The sequence below is a fragment of the Dyadobacter diqingensis genome (genome assembly GCF_024220585.1).
GTDB classification, from domain to species: domain Bacteria; phylum Bacteroidota; class Bacteroidia; order Cytophagales; family Spirosomataceae; genus Dyadobacter; species Dyadobacter diqingensis.
In genome coordinates, this window is the sequence record NZ_JAMXKF010000006.1 from 120,953 (window position 1) to 142,796 (window position 21,844).

15 protein-coding genes and 1 pseudogene are annotated in these 21,844 nt (G+C 41.7%); 6 read left to right on the forward strand and 10 right to left on the reverse strand.

Annotation, left to right across the window (positions count from 1 at the left end):
* Positions 1 to 249: 249 nt before the first annotated feature.
* The 8 genes from M1L62_RS17660 to M1L62_RS17690 form a co-directional block, all read right to left on the reverse strand.
* On the reverse strand, positions 250 to 1,500 hold the full coding sequence (locus M1L62_RS17660) for a tail fiber domain-containing protein (RefSeq protein ID WP_254560942.1): 1,251 nt from the start codon (positions 1,498 to 1,500) through the stop codon (positions 250 to 252).
* Between the two features lie 105 nt (positions 1,501 to 1,605).
* Positions 1,606 to 2,286, reverse strand: coding sequence for a hypothetical protein (locus M1L62_RS17665; RefSeq protein WP_254560943.1), 681 nt, complete (start codon positions 2,284 to 2,286; stop codon positions 1,606 to 1,608).
* Positions 2,287 to 2,307: 21 nt separating this feature from the next.
* Entirely contained in the window at positions 2,308 to 2,442 is a 135-nt protein-coding gene (locus M1L62_RS29390; RefSeq protein WP_256527722.1) for a hypothetical protein, read from the reverse strand.
* A gap of 127 nt (positions 2,443 to 2,569) precedes the next feature.
* On the reverse strand, positions 2,570 to 3,577 hold the full coding sequence (locus tag M1L62_RS17670) for a T9SS type A sorting domain-containing protein (RefSeq protein ID WP_254560944.1): 1,008 nt from the start codon (positions 3,575 to 3,577) through the stop codon (positions 2,570 to 2,572).
* A gap of 31 nt (positions 3,578 to 3,608) precedes the next feature.
* The gene (locus M1L62_RS17675) at positions 3,609 to 5,405 is read right to left on the reverse strand and encodes a hypothetical protein (protein WP_254560945.1); all 1,797 of its coding nucleotides are present in this window, start codon (positions 5,403 to 5,405) and stop codon (positions 3,609 to 3,611) included.
* A gap of 24 nt (positions 5,406 to 5,429) precedes the next feature.
* Positions 5,430 to 6,692, reverse strand: a complete 1,263-nt coding sequence (locus M1L62_RS17680) for a hypothetical protein (RefSeq protein ID WP_254560946.1) — start codon at positions 6,690 to 6,692, stop codon at positions 5,430 to 5,432.
* A 66-nt stretch (positions 6,693 to 6,758) separates the two neighbouring features.
* Positions 6,759 to 7,481: a hypothetical protein gene (locus tag M1L62_RS17685; protein WP_254560947.1), complete on the reverse strand. Its 723-nt coding sequence runs from the start codon at positions 7,479 to 7,481 to the stop codon at positions 6,759 to 6,761.
* Between the two features lie 1,542 nt (positions 7,482 to 9,023).
* Positions 9,024 to 9,704: an RNA polymerase sigma factor gene (locus M1L62_RS17690; RefSeq protein WP_254560948.1), complete on the reverse strand. Its 681-nt coding sequence runs from the start codon at positions 9,702 to 9,704 to the stop codon at positions 9,024 to 9,026.
* Positions 9,705 to 10,305: 601 nt separating this feature from the next.
* Between M1L62_RS17690 and M1L62_RS17695 the strand changes: the two genes are divergently transcribed.
* From M1L62_RS17695 to M1L62_RS29735, 6 genes and pseudogenes are all read left to right on the forward strand, one after another.
* The gene (locus M1L62_RS17695) at positions 10,306 to 10,962 is read left to right on the forward strand and encodes a response regulator (protein WP_254560949.1); all 657 of its coding nucleotides are present in this window, start codon (positions 10,306 to 10,308) and stop codon (positions 10,960 to 10,962) included.
* A 243-nt stretch (positions 10,963 to 11,205) separates the two neighbouring features.
* Positions 11,206 to 12,150: a sensor histidine kinase gene (locus M1L62_RS17700; protein WP_254560950.1), complete on the forward strand. Its 945-nt coding sequence runs from the start codon at positions 11,206 to 11,208 to the stop codon at positions 12,148 to 12,150.
* A gap of 780 nt (positions 12,151 to 12,930) precedes the next feature.
* Positions 12,931 to 13,560, forward strand: coding sequence for a LuxR C-terminal-related transcriptional regulator (locus M1L62_RS17705; RefSeq protein WP_254560951.1), 630 nt, complete (start codon positions 12,931 to 12,933; stop codon positions 13,558 to 13,560).
* 1,232 nt (positions 13,561 to 14,792) lie between these two features.
* A complete protein-coding gene (locus M1L62_RS17710) occupies positions 14,793 to 17,936 on the forward strand; it encodes a sensor histidine kinase (RefSeq protein ID WP_254560952.1) in 3,144 nt (1,047 codons plus the stop codon).
* Positions 17,937 to 18,147: 211 nt separating this feature from the next.
* The gene (locus M1L62_RS17715) at positions 18,148 to 18,936 is read left to right on the forward strand and encodes a hypothetical protein (RefSeq protein WP_254560953.1); all 789 of its coding nucleotides are present in this window, start codon (positions 18,148 to 18,150) and stop codon (positions 18,934 to 18,936) included.
* Between the two features lie 95 nt (positions 18,937 to 19,031).
* Positions 19,032 to 19,151: pseudogene (locus M1L62_RS29735) on the forward strand (hypothetical protein); the annotation flags it as partial.
* Here M1L62_RS29735 and M1L62_RS17720 read toward each other — a convergent pair.
* Positions 19,142 to 20,749, reverse strand: coding sequence for a S41 family peptidase (locus M1L62_RS17720; protein ID WP_254560954.1), 1,608 nt, complete (start codon positions 20,747 to 20,749; stop codon positions 19,142 to 19,144). The pseudogene M1L62_RS29735 and the gene M1L62_RS17720 sit on opposite strands and share 10 nt — an antisense overlap.
* Before the next feature lie 3 nt (positions 20,750 to 20,752).
* Positions 20,753 to 21,817, reverse strand: coding sequence for a serine hydrolase domain-containing protein (locus M1L62_RS17725; protein ID WP_254560955.1), 1,065 nt, complete (start codon positions 21,815 to 21,817; stop codon positions 20,753 to 20,755).
* Positions 21,818 to 21,844: the final 27 nt, after the last annotated feature.

Here is a 21,844-nt window from a genome sequence, read left to right on the forward strand (position 1 = left end):
CCGGACTACGTTAAGATCGAGGTGTATGGCAATCAAATGCAATTTAGTAATGAAGTAAAGGTCAGGCGGACTGATAAGATATACTTTCAGTTGCTTTTTGATCGACAGATGTAAAGAATTGCCTGGCATATCACAACATCTGCCAGGCAATTCTTTACATCTATTATTTTGGGCCGCGTACTGAAACTGATATTTGGGTTACCTGACTTTTCAGGAAATTTTTCCAGCTTCTTTTATGTCCCACACTTGTTACTTAGCCGAAGCCGCTTTTTCTGCCACTTGTTTTCTAAGAAGATCCTTAAGTGCAGCTACTTCCTGAGCGCTGAAAACATCCTTTTCGGCAAGTTTGGTCTTAAGTGATTCGATTTCTTTCTGCTGATCCTGAATGGCTTTGACAAGTAACGGCGTTACTTTGGAATAATCTACTGTCCACGGATTTACCTTAGGATCTTTTCCGCCAACCGTTACCGCTTCTGGATAAATCTTGTAAAGTTCCTGGGCAATGAAACCGGTTTGCCCCTCCTTCTTCTTGTCGCTGATATAGTTGTAATCCATTACCCCTACCTTCATTAAATCCCGGATTCCGTAGTGCGTAGTTTTGACATTTTCCTTTAAGCGACCATCGGAGGTCGTATTATAACTTATATTCCACCCAGTGGTGCGGGTAATAGAACCGGCAGTTTGCGTTGTTCCGCCACTAGTCATAGCAAACCTTACAAAAACATCACCACTTGATGCACGATCTTTGCTCAAATAAAGGTTGGGGGAAGCGCTGTTATTCTGGACGGCGATATAGGCATTACGGGTGGTAGTATTGTAGTAATTTACGATGCCATTATAGTTATGCGTTCCGTTTCCTAATCCTGCGTGGGTTTGGCCATTTCTGGTAATTAACACAAGGCCCTCCGTGTGAAGCGAGGCCCTCGGATTAGTTACCCGGCCCAAACCAACAAAGCCTCTCCGGTAAATCGCACTTGATTTATTCCCCTTCGCGTCAACGGTAGACTTAGCAAGGTAAAAAGGAGTGGTGTTGGGAGCAGGTTTCGGTACATAGTCAACCCAGGCCCCGGCTACACAACTCCAGGTATTACCCTCCGTATTGCTATCTTCGAGCGTATCCACATATATGGTGCCCGTGGTACAAGACCCGGTGGGTGCACCAGGCCCATATATAAACACCTCGTCCGCTTCCGCACCTACTCTTACCCATTTAGTTCCGTCGTTGTAGTAGATACCGGGCTCTACATCGGTGCCCGACGCCGTATTGTAGACCTGCATACCAGCAACATGGGCGGTGAGCGGTGAAGGATTGGTTGTAGCTGTAAGCGGTAGTCTAGGAAAGAGAATTCCCTTAGAAGCACTCTCTACATCCAATACCGCATTCGGGTTAATAACAGTAGGATTGTTACCTATTTTAACCTGTGCAAAGGACACGGCGGCACTAAGCAGTAATGTTAAAAACAATCCAACTCTTAGAATATTTGTTTTTAAATGTTTCATATGATGCATAATTTTAGTTTGACATTTTACTTTCACCAATAGCCTTACGCTCTTCCAAGAAAACTTCTCCGGCTTTTTGTTCAATGAAAACCGTTAGGATCGTTTTTAGTCGCTTAGTTTATACAATGCGACGTTGAAATTATAGGCGCCATTTCCGGCCCAATCTGACGCGGTGGTCAATCGGATTTGTACAATATCATTAGGGTTAAGCTTGTACATTCCGGTGTTTGTGCTACCTGTACCTTCGCCACTTTTTGCCCTTCCACAAATACTACCAATGTTCGTCCCATTTACAAATACTACATGACAGTAATCAAAGGCGCTTCCGGGAGCCCCCGGTTGGCCAGGACCCATTGCTGACACTGCATAAAAATAAATACCTGCCGTATTGATTTTAATTTGGCCATTGGCTGGTGTATATGCAATGTCATTGGTCAACTGAGGTGTTAAATTTATCACAGCTACGTTGGCCCCGTTGGTTGCAGTAATTACTCCGCCTTTTAATCCGAGGTAAGGGATTTTCCGTGTGATCGCCCGGACATTTCCATTTGCATCTACCGTCAGTATGCTATCGGTAGACGCTCCGGGCGGTGTGTTTTCAATAACTACGGTACCGTTGTCTTTGTGAACAATAACTTTTTTATTGTTAGTTGCCTCCACTTCCAGATTCGAGTTTGAACCTATCGTTGTAGGGTTCGTTCCGATCTTCACCTGCGCGGAAGAAAGCGTCGCACTCAGCAATAATGTGACGAGGAATATTGCTCTACTTATTTTTGAACTTTTCATTGCGTGTATATTAAAGTGTAACTAATTGCCAACCACTACCGACTTGGTATCGGCTGCAAGCAGCTGAGCCAATTTTGCTTGAACCTCTTTGATTTTATCCGTCATTAAGACCACCTTACCCAGTTCGCTTTGCAATGCCAGATTTTGGCTTTTCAACTTTTCTATCTCCGCCTGTTAAGACGTCCTCCCGGTTTTCTGTTCCATTGACAGGCATGATTACTAGTAAAAATGAAAGCCCTATCAAAATATTCAGGCCAATGCCGCTGATATTCCCTTGACCGTTTTATTTGCTCACTACGATTTTTTGAGTAGATGTAAGCCCATTGGCTCTGCTGATTTTAACGATGTACATTCCGGACTTCAGACCTGATATATTAATTTCACCAGTAGTGTTTGCATCCGCCTGATACACGGCATGACCGCTTAAATCGTTGATCTGGATATTGGTAATTTCTTTAAAATCGCGTAGAAACAGTTTATCGCTTACCGGATTAGGGTATATGGTAAGGTCTTTGGTGATCCCGTCAAACTTCACGCTTTGGATGCGACTATAGGCAAAAGTCTGGTCTTTATCTACCATTCTCAGGCGGTAAAGGTTTTCCCCATTTACAGGATTGCCATGGCTGAACGTGTAGTTTTTGAGTGTGCTACTTTCTCCGGTTGAGGCCACATTTCCTATTTTAGCCCATTCCTTACCGGTAACACTGTGTTGGATCTCAAAATAATCACTATTGGTTTCTGCCGTTGTCGCCCATTTAAGTTTTGCAACCTGTCCTTCTTTTTGCACATCAAAGGAAACCAAGGTGACCGGAAGGGGTGCCGTTACAGCAATGGATGTGATACTGTTGTCATTGGCGATGTTATTGCCCGACGTCTGAGGGCCCTGAAATCCCAGAGTTCCGTTAAAATTAGTCGACCCGCTAATAACCGTTCCTATCACCCAGACATAAAATTCAACGCACTCCCCATTAACAAGCGGAGTTTGATTCAACAGCCTTACAGTTGTCGTGGTCTTGCTTAGAATAGTCCATCCGGTCAAGGGAGTACCGTCTGTATTGGTAACTGATGAGAAAATGACATTATTGGGAGCCGACAGCTGCGGACGAAGTTTGTTTGCCGGAGCGTCGATTGGATTTGGGTCTTCATTGCAAAGACTGACAAGTACCGGTGTCGAGTCTCCCTGCGCGATCGAAGCAGCATTGGTAACGTTGATACTGACATCCTGTGCCTGGCTGTATTGAGAAACCAACACGCCGGTAACGATCATTAGATATGCGATGATTTTTTTCATGATTCAAATAATTAGAAATGGATAGAATAAATTATTGTGCTGTAACCGTGGTCACCACTTGGTTATTGGTTGTATTAATTTCGCCCCCTGATCCTCCGATAATGGTGGCTGTGATATTTTGGGAATTACCCGGGGGAGTACCTGCCTTTCTGGTAATATTGAAACCGATTAAGGCCTGCCCGTTTGCCGGTATCGTCACACCCGCCTTCGCAGTAGCCGTAATAAATCCACTCGTTTCTGCAAAAGTCCAATTGCCGTTTTGATTGGAAATTCCACCAAAAACGTTAGAGACGGTGTTCGTCGTTGGGTAGGTAATTGTGAAGGCAGACAGCTTCGTAACACGAAGCCGGATCTGGCCTGTTGCCTCCAGATTCTCAATCTCGTATAGGTTTACGATAAAATCCCTGCTGGTACCGTCTGTAAAAAAGCTTAGCTCGTCAATATCGGTTGTTGGCGTTAAATCCGGAAACCGACAGAGCGTGTTAACCGTTATCTCCTGATTTGTTAAACCGGGGAGATAAGCCCAGTTGTCTATAAATGCGCTATTCCCCCAGCCGGTTTGGGCGTTCATCGCCCATCCATGCGTTGTGGTGGTAAAGCTGCTATTTACGTTGGTTCCTAGTAGAATGGGCGTTGGATTCGGTCTATTGGCAGTATACACACTGGTGTCATCCCAGTTGATGAGACTGGAAGGAGAGCTTGGTCCGTTCGTACGTGTAATTTTAATTCCGCCAAGCCCCTCAGCGTCGCTCATTACAAAATGGATTTCACCTGGCCTATCCAGCACCACTTTTGCTTTCAGCGTTGCTGTACAGGGAATGTCATTCCCAACTCCATCTTTACCATCAAAAGCAATCGTATTAGCACCCTGCTGAACCCCTGCTGAAATAGACCTGTCCACCGCGTCGGTATACAGACCGTTGTTGTCCACATCGATCTGCAGTGTGGCATTGCCAATGTAATTGAAGACATTAAAGGTAAAAGATCCCGCAGCTACACCAGCCGCGGCTCCCGGCGTGTAAGCGAGGCCAGTAACATTTTCGGTAGCGATCTCCGGATTCAACCACTCTGTCACCGTCGCATTGGTAGTAAGATTGTAACGGGGTGCAGAAGCAGGGACATCCTCAGCAATCGTATTTAAAAATATTTTCGACGCACCTCCGCAATTATCTCCCCAGGCATATCTTGGATCACTGCTATCGGATGATTTGTACGCGGACGTACATGTTCCAGCCAGTACATTGCCAAAAGGATTGATAACGAATGAAATATAAATTGGGTACAGATTATAGAACGTCGAAGTATATTTGTATCCCTGCTGATTCACAGAATAAACAGAGAAAGTGCTCATGTTGGTGACCTCACCATGTAGAAAATTAAGGCGCTCGGTATATACCCGACCAACGATCGTGGCGCCCGTACTGGTTGCTTTTACATTGATGTCGGTAATGTAAGGAATTGAAAAATTACCAGCCTGTTCAATAAGAAATGTCCAGATTCCTATTTCGGTAGAAGCGGTTTGTCCGGTTTTAGCAGTATTAAGCGCATTTGACGCTAAAATAGTTTGATTGTAAGTCAGGTTACCAGAAGGCGAATACACTTTAATAGTCAACTTATCCGTAGACACTGCCCCCGTTACTGCCGCAGCTGATTTTATGAAACTAAAAGCTATCTGTTCTGCCGCAGTTTTTTTATAGGCGTAAAATGTCATAGCAGTAGCTCCATTGTTAGAAGGAACTGCCTTCCCGGGCCCTATCCCTTCGGCAGAAGCTACCATTATGGTTTCCGCAAGCAAGAATAGAAATAATAATAATTGTTTGGTCTTCATGAGTTGTGCCGGTTTGTGAAGAAGCTATTGCGCAGTAACCGTGGTCACCACCTGATTATTAGTAGTATTGACTTCTCCTCCCGATCCTCCGATGATGGTGGCTGTGATGTTCTGAGAATTACCCGGAGGAGTTCCTGCCTTTCTGGTAATGTTGAAGCCAATTAAAGCCTGCCCGCCTGCCGGGATGATCACACCTGCCTTCGCAGTCACCGTGATAAAACCGCTGGTTTCTGTAAAAGTCCAATTGCCGTTTTCATTGGAAATTCCACCGAAAACATTGGAAACCGTACTTGTAGTTGGATAAGTAATCGTGAATGCCGACAATTTGGTAATCCGGAAGCGGATCTGTCCTGTTGCATCTACATTTTCAATTTCGTACAGGTTCACAATGAAATCCCTGCTGGTACCATCGGTAAAGAAACTCAGCTCGTCGATGTCGGTCGTAGGCGTAAGGTCAGGCACCTGCGCAGCGAGTGTATACACCGTGAAATTACCCGGGATAACAGTCGCATTAGTTGTGATTGATCCGGCTGTCAACGTACTGGCTCCGCCACCTACAATAGCAGCTGCATCGATTGTCGCAGGAATTTTGACCCATTTTTTAATTGCAGGATCCCAGCCCACGATGGTCAATTTGGAAATACTCCCTCCCGTCATCGTCGTTACATCGCTAAGCGCGTTCCAGCTCAGCGTGATTTTAGTGGCAGTCGTTCCGTCAATATCCCAGTATTCAATCTTGCTCACATTCTTTACCGTCATGGTTACACTGTCGCTAGGGAAAGGTCCTGTGGTGGGTAATACGGGATAGTTGCCTCCTGCCAGATTACTGGTAATGGCCGAAGTCGGATCTACGTGAAAATAAGCCCCGGTCGTATTGGCTGCCGTGGCTGCAAAAGGGCCGTAAACAGCGTTATCGCCAACAGGATATACAAACTTGCCCGTACCGAGGTTGCGCACATATCCGTCAACATGGTTGGCATCATTGGCGCCTGTGACGAGCAGAGATGCTGATGCGTAATTCAATACCCCATAACCGGTACCGGTCGCGGATGTCGTACGCTCGGTATTGATGATACCGGGCATAACACCTGCACCTCCGGCGCCAAAATTATGATTACCAAATATGGTCATTTGCGCACCTGCAAAAATAGTAGTGTTTCCCTGGCTGCCTTCCTGCGCTTGCGCACCGGACGCAAGTGCCAACAGCGGGATTAAAATGACCCGACTCAGCCAGTTCCGCTTCCGCGAAAATGACGTATGGTATAGCTTATTTGTAGTTTTGTACATTGTTTTGGTTTGTTTGGTTTGTGTATAATTTTAATCGTCGCTAAGTTGACATCTGGTGATATTGATTTAAGGCAAATAGGTAACAGATAGCTCTCCAGACTCGATTTTAGTTGTGCATCCGGCCACAGCACCGAAATTTGCGTAGGCAGTAGCAGACACCAGGCCGTTTGCAGGCACGTACATGGGACTAACCAGGGTTAAAGAAAAACGATCATTGAGCCTTACACTCGTCCGATCGTCGAATACCGCGGCGTTGGTTCCATTTCTTTGAATCCACATCGCAGCACTTATTTGACTATTGCCCGGGCATCCATCGTTTACGAACTCTAATTTTTGTGTAACCATGTACACACCAGCTACTGGCACTCTCAAGGCCTGTCCAACCCTGACGACACCGCCCTCTGCATACTCGTTACTCGCAAAAGACACATCCACCGGATTCCCGGAGGCCAGATTATTAGTTTGGGCACCGACCATTTTCCCCTTGGGAAACGCAGCCACATTAGCAGCATCAATAAGCTGCCAGCTTGCTGCGCCGTTGGCATCAGAAGTTAAAACCTTGTTATTGCCCTGGGTTCCATCTTTAAGGGTAACCTGCCCGCTGGTTTTGTTTACCTTGAATTGCCTGTTTGCTGTTGAAGCCTCCACTTCCAGATTTGAAGCCGCTTCAATAACTGTCGGATTCGTGCCGATTTTCACTTGTGCAAATACTACCGGGCAGGAAAAGAGTAAGATACCTGCAAAAAAAGCCGCACGTAGAAATTTTGATAATGGTGGTTTCTTTTTCATCAGAAATGTAGTTTTTAGTTCTAGTAAATTGATTTTTGTTTATTGGTAAGAACAGTATTATCCTGTGCCGCCACGGTTTGATTAGCGGGCGGTTCGGGTGTATGTATAATATGAGATGTACAGTATTTTTTAGCCGGTTTCTACGCTTTATCCGATCCGGACGGCGTATAAAAGAATGGCAGAAGCCCCTGGCTGGTCAGGAACATATTTATCAATACGATTCCATCAGCTCACTTTATCCAATGCGTGAGTACATGCAGGCCTTTTCGGGTGAAGACGTATGAGTAAGTTTAATTCGGTTTTACAAAATAGAGGCTTTGTAAAAATGTAGTCTGATGTGGTATAGTGTAGTGTCATAATGAACAAATTTTAAAGTAAAATAAAATCGTAAAACTTTCAGTAAGTAATTGCTAACGAATAAGATATTCTGTCACCTGCTTCTATTTATGTAAAGCATTCTAACAAATGACAAACATCCTTTGTTAAAGCATAATCAGGTAATCTATTTCGTCATAGGTGTGTTAGTTATGTAAATAATCAGTTTTTCCTCAGATCTTAGACATCAAATAATAAGAGTACCTTTCGACTCAAACATTACTGTAAAACAGCGCCTTACAATATCACCCAAACAAATGAATCGATCTAAAATGACGACAGGTACCAGCGATCTAACATGACAAATTTAAATCAAACCCCGCGAACAATCATTAGCAACATTACCGCAATTGATTCGAAATATTTCTAATCATCATCCTGGTTTAGCAGGACTTATATGAACTGATTATAAAATAACATGCGTAATCGTACCGCCAAAAAGCTGCCGGATTAAATGAAATAAGCATGATCCCCGATCCTTATCGGTACAGAAAAAAGTGTTCAGCACGCGAAATCATTTGTTAAACAACTCATCGGTCAATGGCGTTGATAATATACTGGTGTCTAATAAGTTAGTCGATTCGAATTGACCGAGTGTCTGCTGTTTTTATTGATAAGACCTGATTTACCAACATCGTCACATCCGGTTTATCATTTTGACAAAAACCATGAAATTTTAGGCAAAAAGGTACTTATTCTCGTTAAGCAGAGTGAACGCCAATTAAATGAAGATATTGAAACATTAGATCCCTGCACGGACTATTCCTCTAAGCGAATGAACTGTGCGTGTAATATTCAATTACATAAATAACAAATCGTATCAACACTAACCTATACAAATATACGTATGCATAACTTTCCAGTCAGCCGACCTTTTTTAACCGGACAACAATGGATAATATTTAAGCAGTTTATTTCACAAAAAACATTGATTTCTTGTTCGCTTCTATTGTTTTACCGAGAAGCAGGACAAATATAAATTACTTTGCTCTTGTCAGTATTCGTAATAATCATAAAACAGATTCGAAATATTTCTAATCACTGTCAAAATGGGTAAAATGATTGACCGAAAATTTTAAACAGACGGCTCTGCTACTGGTAAATAGCACCGTCGCATTTTTCATCAGACCAAAGAGTCCATTTCTAGTGTATGTAATATTAATAACCTCAGCTCAGGCGGGAGAAACCAGACGAACACTGGCTATCAAGGATACGGACATATATTTTTCGAAGCATCTCTCTGGATCTTAGCAACCGCATTTTTATGGCATGCTGGCTGACTTGAAACCCCTCAGCAATGGTCTCAATGCCCAGATTGTCTTCATATTTGAGCAGCAGAATCTGCCGCTCTTTCGCCCTGAGCTGAATCAGGGCGGCCTCCATTGCCTCTTGTCTGCTGCTTTTCTCCTCAGAGTCTTGCCGGAGGTATTCAAATGAATATCCCTCCCCAAAATCATCAAAGGATAAGTGCCGGCTTTTATTTTTCGCACGCAAGTAATCAAAACACTGATTGTAAGCTACGGAAAACAACCAGGAGCAAAATTTTGATTCTCCTTTAAATGTGTTCAAGCGAAAAAACAGCTTCAAAAAGATTTCCTGGGTCAGATCCTGCGCTTCGGCTTGGTCCTTGACAATCCGTACACACCTTCGGTAAACTTTTTTGGCGTACCTGTCATATAATTTCTCAAAGTAAACGTCCGCTTTTGTACTCAAATATAAGGTGACGAGCTGTTCGTCCGTCAGGTTATTCCCATGAAGATCTATTTTGACCTTATGGTTTTTGCTGTACGCATTTTCCTTCATGATATCGTTGGGTATAGGCCTTCCCAGAAGTTTCAAAGTTCCCAAAAGCCTCGTTTAAGAATACTATGCCGTAACCGACATGTGGAATTAAGTTTTTTACTAAAAAAGACAGTTAAAAAATTCAGGTCAGAAACAAAATCTCCTGCTCTGAAAAGAGCAAAACAAACATCGGCCATGAGCCTTTGCCGGTTCGTAAAAATAAAATGAAATTTTTTGATACTTTAAGCTAACATTTAGATATTATTCTACAAATCATTAGAAGTTAATCGTTGGAAAAAGCAAAATCCAGAAGTCTGTAACAACTTATCTGAATATCTATACGGTAGATCACAAGAGCATAATGATTTTATTTAATGCGCCTTCACTCTCCAAATCTATTGTGGCTTCCAGATGTATCTATCCTCACGCATTCGAAATCTGGTCAGCCAAACACAAAGTAACACGCTGATAGTGAAAATCCCGTGAGCCTTCCAGGCAATATAGAAATTGACTTGTCTGGTATAATTCGTAAGTCACTTACAATTTATTAGAAATATTTCGAATCAAATATAAAAATTGTACTAGTAAAACTAGAAGATTTTGAAATCGATAATCCCTAATATTGCAACGCTGCTACGGTCAATGCACACTAAACACAGTAACTTAAATGGAACAACGGTTAAATCTAATGATTATTGAAGACCATGAAATTATTGTATGGGCTCTTACCTCTATTATTGAAAAATACTTTCCGAATTCAAATATTACTGCTGTATCCAGTTTTTCGGAAGGAATCGGTCGTCTTCGGGATGGCTACAACGACCTGATCATTCTTGATATTAAGACGCCCGGCGGCGGCACTCCAAAAATGATCACCGATTTAAGACAGATACAATCGGATGTTAAGATTTTAATTCATACAGGTTTGCCAGAAGAGGAATATGCTGTTCAATATCTACAACAAGGCGCGAATGGATTTCTATCAAAAAACGCCCCTTACGAAACCATCATAGAAGCGGTAAGACACGTACTGAGTAATCGCAAATATATAAGCCCTGCGATCCATCGCATTATAGCCGAAAACTTTCTCGCTCCAAATGAAACCAGCCATAAAAAACTCAATTTTGAAGTTTCTGAGAGAGAAAAGGGAGTGATTCGTTTATTGTTAAAAGGAAAATGGACCAAGGAAATAGCCGATGAACTGGAACTTAAGCAGACTACCATCAGCACCCATAAGGGACGTATTTTCGAAAAATTTGACGTAACCAATCCAATAGAACTATACATCAAGATCCAAAAGGTTATGCCGGAACTTTTAACTTGATCGGGTTTAAAACCACGTTTGACGTGTGGGAAGTTATGCTTTTTCGACACTTACAGGCAAGCTTTGTATAGTGCTTACTTTCTCCGGACCAGAATATCGATGAGACCAGGTTTCCTTTCCCGAAAAACAGTAGTGTTGAAATCTATTGTGTCTTTGAGACATCTTGATCTTCAATGATAACCAACGTTTTACCGGACCTGCATATAGTTAAGTTATATTTAATGCCACCCAAAAACAGCCCTCATGGACAATTGCAATAAACTGATAAACAAATGCCTGGTCACAGTCGGTGGATGGAATCAGTATTCTTCTTCTCAATGTATTCTTATCGTCTCCCTTGTACTTGCCGGCTATATTTATACGGTTTACCGGCTTTTTCAGATTAAAGGGGAAAATACCGTATTAATCGAAACGATTGCAACCAGAACCCAATCCTTTGAATCTACCTTAACTGAGCAAAAAGAGTATAAGGATAGAATGGCTAATCAGATTCGTTTTATTTCGATTCTGTTAGCCTCCATAACCCATGACATTCAATCCCCGTTGCGTTACGTCTCGCTAACCGCGTCTGGCATACCCGATCTGCTGAGGACCGGACAAATCGACAAAACAGCTCAATTGGGACAAATTATTTATGACGTATCTAAAACGACGAGTAACCTGATGGAGGATATGGTTGATTACATCAAATTCCAAATCTACGGTAGTGCCGTCAAAGTCGAAACCATTTTTCTTCTGGAACTCATCGATTCGAAAGTGAAAATTTTTAAAGCCGCCGCTGAACTAACCGGCACACATATCAGCATTAAATGTTCGCCAGAAACAACTGTCGATTCCGATTACCATCTACTCTCGATCATCCTTCACAATCTCCTTGATAACGCATGTAAGTACACGCGACGGGGATTCATTTTGATTGATGCACATGCGAATCAGGAAGGAAAAACGGAAATTAACATTTCCAATACCGGTTTGGGACTTTCAACAAAGGCCGTTGAATTGATTAATCAGGATCCAGGAGACTCCTCCGAAGCTACCCCTCCAAGGGAAAAGAGAATATTTGGACTGGGGTTGTTTATTGTAAAAGAATTGGCTAGACTCCTTAATATTAGAATAAACGTCAGCCAGGAAGATAAAACCCATTTTAAATTAGTCTTCAGTGCTGGATACGAAACCGAAAATTCATAATTAGAAATGTTTCTAATAAGGTAGACAAGGATTACTAACCGAACTTTGCACATCTGCAACTACATTTGTATCATATTCCTGCCAAAACGGAGAGCACAAGAAAACAAAAGGTTGCATAAAATGATAAAACTGCTGTCCGTAATAATTTAATCATTCGGTTAAAATTGTTTTTCACTCCATTGGCGTATACACACAACGGTTAAAGCACGTATAATCTAAAACACAAAAAAGAATTGCGTGCCATAAAAGACAGAAATAAACCCGGTTAAAAGTTATTGTGACATAATTGCTCAACGTTTGAATGACAACCCTCCTCTCAGCTAATGATACCTGGCATTTTACAGCGCGGCTTGATCAATTTGCCGCGTCAGCCTTACTGCCTATTTAGCCATCAGAGTACGCTGCGGTATCTCGATGAGAGCCGCAGCTTCTGTTCGCAGCTCTTTCTGTTTTGATCACTCTTAGCAGGCTTACAAGATATCTATTCATTCAAACCGCCTCACACTCACCTTACTGGTGCAGAAAACGGCTATCAAACTTTATGACCATATCAATTTAGAGCGTTAACACATTTACCGAACATCCATGTACCTACCCCTTTACGTAATTTCTCGAAAGCACAGCCAAAATCCATTAGATATATTTCTATGCGTTTCTAACGATTTTCGACAACTTCATTTGCACATTTATTCTAGATTTGAATGATTTTTCGGAGGCAGATAATGGCGAAATAAAAATTCATTTTACCGATCTTACAATTCACAACAGGCAATTCACAACATGACAAAAATACTGATGTTAATCAACAACGATCTGCTGAGCTTAGGTATCATTTCCTGCCTTCAGAACAAAGGTATCGAAGCTACTTTTTACCAGGAAAATACCTGGGAAAGCATCCAGGACACATTGCAGCAGACCAGCTTTGATCTACTTATTATTGACGGCCACAAATCTGACTATACCCATATAAATGTGTTTGATAAAATTCGCAGAAAATACCCTTCTTTAAAAACAATACTTCTCGGCGACGAAGCACATAAACAAGTAACGGTTGCCTACTTAAAGAAGGGTATCGAAGGAGTTTGTATGAAATCGATCGGCCAACAGAATTTTCTTCTCGCCTACGCGACAATTATGAATGGGAAAAAATATCTTGACGAAAGCATAACCGAATACCTTTTGGCTGATCTGAGGGATAACAATCATGTTGGCAAACTTTCAACGAGAGAATCACAAGTGGCAAATCTACTGATACAGGGGATGCGTACGGCGAGTATTGCCGATCGATTAAATCTTGCGGTTTCCACGGTCAGCACCATCAAGTTCAATATTTATCGAAAGATGGAAGTTCAGAATATAGTCGATCTTGCCGGCAAATTGGAGTATTCCCGGCGGGCACAAGCTATATGACGTTCCTATGAAAAATCAGAAAAAGCCTTACAGACTACTACTTTTGTAAGGCAAATGAGACTATCTGGTCAATTACCTTTGGCCAGCATGCTGATTCTATCGCGCCTGCTATACGCCATTAACTCAAAAGGTCAATGGCTGAGCTGGCTTTGCCTGAGAGCTAAAATCCGTAATTGATGTAAAACAACGAAGCACAAAAGTAGTCCTGATGTTTCACACAGGATCCCTGGGTACTTTGAAAAATACTCGCATGACCGAACCGAATGATAACCAAACACTACCCGGCGTTTTTAACATTTTCCGGGAGGCCGCTCCTTGTTGGCATCTGCATTGATTAAGGTAAATCCTGCCGATTTACAAATAATAAACCGACATCCGTGAGTGGGATTCCTAATCTTGAATGAGTCCCCGCGAACGCATAAGTGTGGGTTTCCAGAGAAAATCTTAATGTGTGTATAGTGCACTTCGCCGGGCAACGATATATAGTAATAGTTTGCTACATAACAGTACAAATATATTAGACACAGCGATATTTCGGTATCGAATTATGGCCAATTACAGTAGAGATATTTCTAATAAATAAACATCAGAGATTATAAAATTCTGTTACCAGACTAAGCTAAAAAAGGCCACTTCAAATTGTAATTGAACGAAACATCTGTGTTTGCTGCACCAAGCTACCCGGTTAAATATTGCGCTGTAAAAGCTAAATTGACCAACTTATTGCTGTACCTATCGCAGTAGAGCAACAAGTTGGTATCTTCGATTAAAACAATACTTCAATTCCGAAAATTAAGCCATTCTATGTGGACTCTCCCAAATTAGGCGAGTTGATGAAAAGGCACGTATTTGTAAATATGTTACTGCAAACAGGGGATTCTCCGCGGAGCTCTCGACAATGACTGTGCCTTCACCTTTTTTACTAGTCGGGCCTGGAAACCAGATATAGTTCGTCGTATCCTCGCAAATAAATTGCTACATTCGTGCGAGAGAAAATCTAAAAAAATAGGCTTCAATTGATTAATTCCCTCATTCAGATAGTAAATATCTTTCGGTCCCTGCTCATACCCGGTGCTGCGAACCGAATTCATATCGATTTTCCAATCACCTACCACAATTTAAGTTATGAAAAATAATTTTGCCTTTCTCCTCTTTTTTTTTGTTCCTATTTATCAGATTATAGTTTTGGACAAAGCGGTTACACCGTCGATCACTACACAGCCGAAAACGGTTTGCCGCAAAACAGTGTAAAAAGCATATCAGCAGATTCAGAAGGTTTTATCTGGCTGGCCACCGAGGACGGCCTGGTCCGTTTCGACGGACACAAATTTTATGTTTTCAACTCCTCCAACCTGAAAAACATAAAAAGCAATCGTGTGATGACCATACAACCTTCTTCCAGAAACGCCACTTTATCAGAAAATTCAAATACCGGTAAACGTTCCAATGTTACCTATGCACAATTTGAGTTTGGTCAGGCAGTTAGAATTGAAAATGGGTGCGCGGTATACGACTCGATGTATTTGAGCAATAGAGGTCCAAAAATACATTCGCTAACAAAAGATCCCAAAAGTATATTTTACGTTTTTGGCCTGCCTGACTTGTGGAGCAGGCCCACTTTGGCCAATTATCGTTTTGTTAATGCAGGCGGAAGCTTTATGATAACTGGCGGCAGCGCAGAAGGTAATTTCTATTTATGTGATAAAACGCATGCGACATACTATCAGAATTGGAAGAAAAAACATGAAGTGATCCATCCAGCACAGAATCTATGGAACTATTTTTCGTTGGGAGAAAGGCTATACTATCTTCATCAACGGGAATCATTTACCGAAATTTTTGGCCAAAAAGTATCTACGTTTATGATTAAGGGAGATATCTTGAATAACCCTTTCTTCAAAACCGAAAAAAGAGAAATCAAACTTTACTGGAACAACAATTCAGATCAAGCCTTTCTCTTCCTTGCCAAGAATCTATACGCTCTGGAACAACAAAAGGATGGAGGTTTGGTGACCAAGCTTATGCTGGAAGATTTTGACCTGCCCTCCCAAAATATCAAAGTCATACATTTCGACAAGATCAATAAAAAAATATACTTAGGCAGCACGACTACCGGCCTTTATGTAGTGAGCAAGCATCAATTTGAGACATTAACTATTTCCGAAGATAAAAAACTGGATATTTTTTTCACCCAGTCACAGCCAAACATTTTCTATTCACAACTACCCTATCAAAATAATGCGGTCTTAACATCTACGGGCTTTATCGTTGGAAAAGATGAACAAAAAAACAGGATCATTGATAAACGGCTTAAAATTCTGGAAAGAACCAATCCCTTTGACAGGCGCGCCATTACCAAAGACGCAAAAGCCCAAATCTGGGTTAAGAGTAACGAAAACATTTTTCAATTAAGCCAGGATGAGAGAAAAATAATCAGACACTGGAAATTCAAAAATGAAGTAAAGGCTATTTATCACGGAAAGGACTCGCAAATCTGGTTGGGTGTAGACAACGAGGGTTTATATAAAATAAATCCTGAAGATCCTGGCTCAACTCCTCAGTTTTTTGGGCCAGATAGTTTAAAGAATATTACCTACCTGGAATCTCTCACCGAACATGAACTTTTAGTTGGTACCACTACCGGTCTTTATAGTGTTAACGTATCTAAAAAAGAGTATAGACTCTTTGAAGGGACGAAAGGTTTGTCTATCAAAAGCTTTCATATTTTCGATCGGGAAAATATCTGGATTGCGGCACTGCAAAAGGGCATTATGCTTCTGAAGGGTAAGAAAAGCCTGGTTACATTTCCATTAGATAAAAACAATTACCTGGCAAGTCCCCACTGTGTGGTCAGTGATGGGCTGGGTTACCTATGGATACCTACCAACAAAGGGCTTTTTCAAATGAACATTAATGATCTGCTTAAGTATGCTGCATTGAACGAAACCGAGCATTCAAATAAATTACAGACCGGGCCAACCAAACCACTCCACGAATTATTTTATATGTATCATGCGATGGATGAAGGCTTTAAAACCAATGAATTTAACGGAAGTTGTCAACCATGCGGAGTAAAGCTGGCCAATGGATATATTTCCTTACCATCGCTTAACGGACTGGTGTGGTTCAGGCCTGAACAGATCAGCAGATATATACCCGACGGACACATAATTCTTGATAAGGCAGAACTTAACCAACAACCGATAGCTGTCGAAGGAGATACCGTCCGGTTTCCTCTAAATCCCGAAAACATCAAATTTCATTTTTCAACGGCTTTTTTTGGAAACTATAACAACCTTAATCTTTCGTATACACTTGTCAAGCAAGGATCGGATACAGAGCCTGCGAGCTGGCTACCCATAGACAACAAAGATTTTACAGTCCGGTATTCCAGTCTGAATTCAGGAAAATATACCTTGATTGTCAGGAAACAGGATGGTTTTGGAATTAACAATTTCAGTACAAAAAGCATACATCTTGTTGTACCCCAGGTATGGTATGAAACTACTGCAACGATAGTCTTTTTTGTAATTATCCTCATTTTGGCCCTTACTCTCGCAGTTTATTTTTACAACTTACATAGATTAAAAGCCATCAGGCGCGAAAAGGCAGAGCTGGAAAAAATTGTCTTATCCCGTACTGTCTCACTGAAAAATGCTTTAAAAGAACTTGAAAAGTCCAAAAATCACTCGGATCACCAGGTGCATGTTATGTCCAGGATGCTTGCATCCATTACTCATGACGTTCAATCTCCGTTGAAATTCATCGCAATCGCATCCGGATATATTTCCGATATGGTACAGGAACAGCGTTACGAGGATGTGTCCGAAGCCGGGACAATGATATCGGGTTTATCTCATCAGATTGGAAACATGCTTCGCGATTTGCTGGATTACATTAAAGTTCAGGTCTATGGCAAACGGATGGATTTCGAGGAAATAAACCTAAAAAAATTAATTGACCTTAAAATAGATTTATTCAAGAGCGTTGTGGAGCGCAGGGGAAATCATTTCACCAACGAGTTAACCGACAATATTCAGGTCAGCTCTGACTATCAGCTATTATCCATTGTAATCCATAATCTGATTGACAATGCCGTGAAGTATACTAATCAGGGAGAGATCAAAATTTGTGTACGGACCAGCAACAATCAGACAGAGTTAATTATTTCCAATTCCGGAATCGGCCTCGCCCGTGAAAAAATGGACCTGATCAACCTCGACCCTAATGTAAATGAAATCAATCATGCGATCAACAGCGAAAGGAAGACCGGCCTTGGACTGATCATCATCAAGGAAGTCGCCGAACTGATTGGGATTAGGATTAAGGTTACCCAAACCGAGGTAACGAGCTTTCATTTATTTTTTAATCAGTAGTTAAGCGCTGTTGAAAGGCCTGTCCGGGAAAGCCATCAGGTTCTCTAAGCCGGCTTGTGAGATTGCAGAGGCTTTTTGACAGTCGTATGGTTAGAGATATTTCTAGTACGCTATTCGATAGAGTACTAACACCTTACCGGTGGCCACTTTTTACATTTGTGAATCTTTTTCATTTTCTAAATCAGTTTAATTTCTAAAAATTATCACGACAATGGACAAATTTACACACTTCAAGTTTAGCTGTCTTACAGCACTTTTTTTTGTTTCATTTGGTGCTTTCTGTCAGGTAAAAATTGGCTCGAATCCTACTGTCATTGCCCCAAATTCCAATTTAGAAGTAGAGGCGGCTAGTGGAAATAAAACCGTAATCCAGAAAAATAACGGTAATGTAGGCGTCGGAACTGCAACACCGGGGAATAAGCTGGAAATTAATGAAGGAAATGCAGGTAACTCGGGATTAAGATTTACACAAATGAATGATGTGACGCCACCCGCCACAAATGGTGTAGCACCGTTGGGAGTAAACACAGCCGGTGACGTAGTCGTGATAAACTCCTCCGTCGGCGTGCAGTTTTCACTTGTTCCCTTTAGCGGTATAAATGGCAGTAATGTTGCCGGTGGTGAAGTGTGTTATGACAAAATTTGCGTCCGCTCCGTTGCAAGCGGTTCGGCCATTCCAAGTACCCCTGATGGAATTGATTTACAGGTTAGAAGTAATACGGGCGCTGCCCTGTTGAACTCTGGTGTAGGCGGTTATCAATTGGCAACCAGTGGAGTTAATTTAGGAAATACCTGGATAGGAACGTTGAACACCACATATACCAATGGCACTTATGCATTATCGAATGGACAAAGAGCGTATTTTTTCGGCGCCGCATTGCCCGGAGAATACATATTTTCCCATATCACGTTGGCTGATGCCTCTTACTATCGCGTCACCCAGAACGTTATAAACGGCACACCCGGCATGACCCAGCTTATTTTGGAGAAAGTGAAATAGATGGTTTCTACTGAAAAGACTTTATTTTAAAAGGTCTATTAAAATAAAGCCTTTTCAGCAGTATTTAAAAGCAGCGACCAAACACCAACAATAAGCAGATCGCCTGCGAACTGGGATTAAGCAGGCACACTGTTTTAGCGCACCGAAAGAATATGTTGCTAAATCCAGCCACGGATCTTTTGCCGAACTCGTTGCTGGCTAAACATCATTGGTAGAACTGACTGCTCAGATAATTGTAAGACAAAAAGCAATGTTCAACAACGCTGCCTTCGTTATTAACAACAACCAAAATGGTCTCACCTTTCCACCCACCCTGGCTTAAATGCAACCGGACGTAGTTTTTATCAGCAATGTTGATATGGTGCGCTATGGTGAGTCGCCGGCCATTGCGTTTGGCAAAGGGCCACCTTTTTTTAGATTGAATTGGAGAACGAAGGCCTACATAGAAACGGTGTTCTATATTTTGGGTGTAGAAAGTGGAGTCAGCAAACTCCTCAGCTCTTACTCGCATTTCTACACCATCTGATCTGTAAACTGATTGCAACGAGTTACATTTTTTTGCAAAAGGGGCTAATAAAGTGGCATCCTCTTCTACCAAGCCAGTTGAATATGCGGTGATATCGCCATAGATTTTGTTAAGCAGCAAGCTATCCGCGTAATAATTCAATGCTATCTGTTCGTAACAAATAGTTTCCTTAGCAAGTGCCAACTGATTTATTCCCAGATATTCAAAGGCTTTTGCCAGAGCAAGGTCGTTTCCCATGAGCATATCCGTACGTGTATGCAGAGCCAGTACATCGACTGGAACGCCCTTCCCCTCGTAACTGATACGTTTGCTACTCACCGTTTGTCCGTTCGATAATGAAATTTGCCAACCATTCGGCAAGCGCTCACCATGCATGGAAGAAAAAATACCATTTGTGTTTTCGCCAATCTGTTTAACATAAGGGAACTCCTTGAGATACATGGCGCAATGGTCACCAGCACTGATCGTGGCACCGCTGGTCAAAAGAATTGTTGGTTTAATCAATTGCTTCGCACCCTGCGGTGCTAGGTGATAAGCAGTCCAGGAGGTAAAATCGTGTTTTGATTTACCAGTACGCGTGCGTCCATATCCAACCAGTCGTTTAACCTGGGTAAGCCGTCCAATTAACGCACTCAGATATGCGGGTGAGCCGCCGCCATTGATACGAATGTCAATGATCAGTCCCTTTACGTCGGCAAATTCGTCAACCATATCATCCAATTGTTTAGTGAATAGCTCAATTGCCATACCGCCGAACCCATTCAACTGAATATATCCAAAGTCTGCTGATCGGCAATAACCGCCAATCTGATGAGGCTCGCTGTGAAATTTTTTAAACGCGCCAAACCCCTGTTTTTGTAGATTTTCGAGAGTTACCTGATGAAATTTCGCTTGAAGATCCTTGGTGGGAAACTCCTGATAAAATCTGGAATATTTAGCACTGGCGGCTAAGTCGCCCGTTGGCGATATAACCACATGGCCATCTTTAAGCGGAGCAACCATGTCATTAAAGACAGATAGTAATTGCTCATCGGTTGTATATTCACTAATGAGAGGCCTGAAACTTCGATACTGTTGCCGCCAGTCTACGTTTCTATTTTCAAAATGAGCATAATTACGGTCAAATATCTGCCAGAACTTTTCAAAATTCCGTTCAGGACTGTGTTTTGACACCCGGTCGCCGGCTTGAGAAACATTTTGAAAACCGCAGAAAAGTAAAATCAAAAAGGTAAATCTCATATCGAAGACCCTTTCCCGAATATTGAATTGTAGCTCTATTGCCATCATAAATCATTTCAGACTAAAATAAGGTAAAATGTATTTTATCATCAGGTCAAAAGGCAGTTTTGATCTTGAAGAATTATAGCTATTACCAGTGAAGGTTACAACCAAATCCAGATCTTTTATCACCATAATATACTGCCCCCCGTTTCCTGAGGCAAAAACAATGTTATGCTTAAATTTTTCAGTCCTGACTTCTTCATTATACCACGCATAACCGTAATAAGTGGGTTGCGGAATAGCTGCTTTATTTTTAGAAATCCTCACATTTGAAAAATTTTCAATTTTTAGATGCTTCTCTGTCATGACTTCGACCCATTTTTGGGGAACAAGTCTCTTATCATTAAAAACACCGCCATTTAAAATTAGCTGCCCAATTTTGTTCATATCTCTTGGGGAAATGTAAAAAGAACCCGCTGTCATTTCGTGACCAACAGGATCTTTTGTCCATCTGTACTTTGTAATTCCCAGGGGTTTGAAAAGATATTTATCTGCAAAATCCGAAACAGTCATATGGCTGGCATGGGCAATTACGCCTCCTAACAACATGGTATTAATGGAAGTATAATCCCAATGAGTCCCTGGTTTGTTTTTTAACGGCAGGTCAAGACAAAATTTTATCCAGTCCCGCTCATTCTCCATGTCGTCTTCACAATCCTTGCTCCCATCCCATTCTTCACAATCAAAACCGGATTTCATTGCAACCAAATGCTCAATCGTCATGCTGTCTTTTAAAATATTCCAGTTTTCATACGGCTTATACTCCGGGAAAAAAGTGTACACTTTCTCTTGCAAACTTTTAATAAATCCTTTCTCGATAGCAATGCCAAGCAGTATCCCTGTAACTGACTTTAATGAAGAACGGGAATCATGCAAACTATCCTTACTTAGTCCATGGAAATAGGTCTCAAAAATAAGCTTGCCACGCTGGGTTATGGCAACTCCGTCAATGTTAGGATAAGTGCCGTTGTTCCCTGTAATTGTAATGCTATCCAAAAGACTTACTGGAATCTGCTGCGCTTTTCCGGAACAGCAAAAAAATAGCAGTAAAACTAGGGTTGCGGATCGTTTCATTAACTTTTCAATTATTTAAGTTTTTTC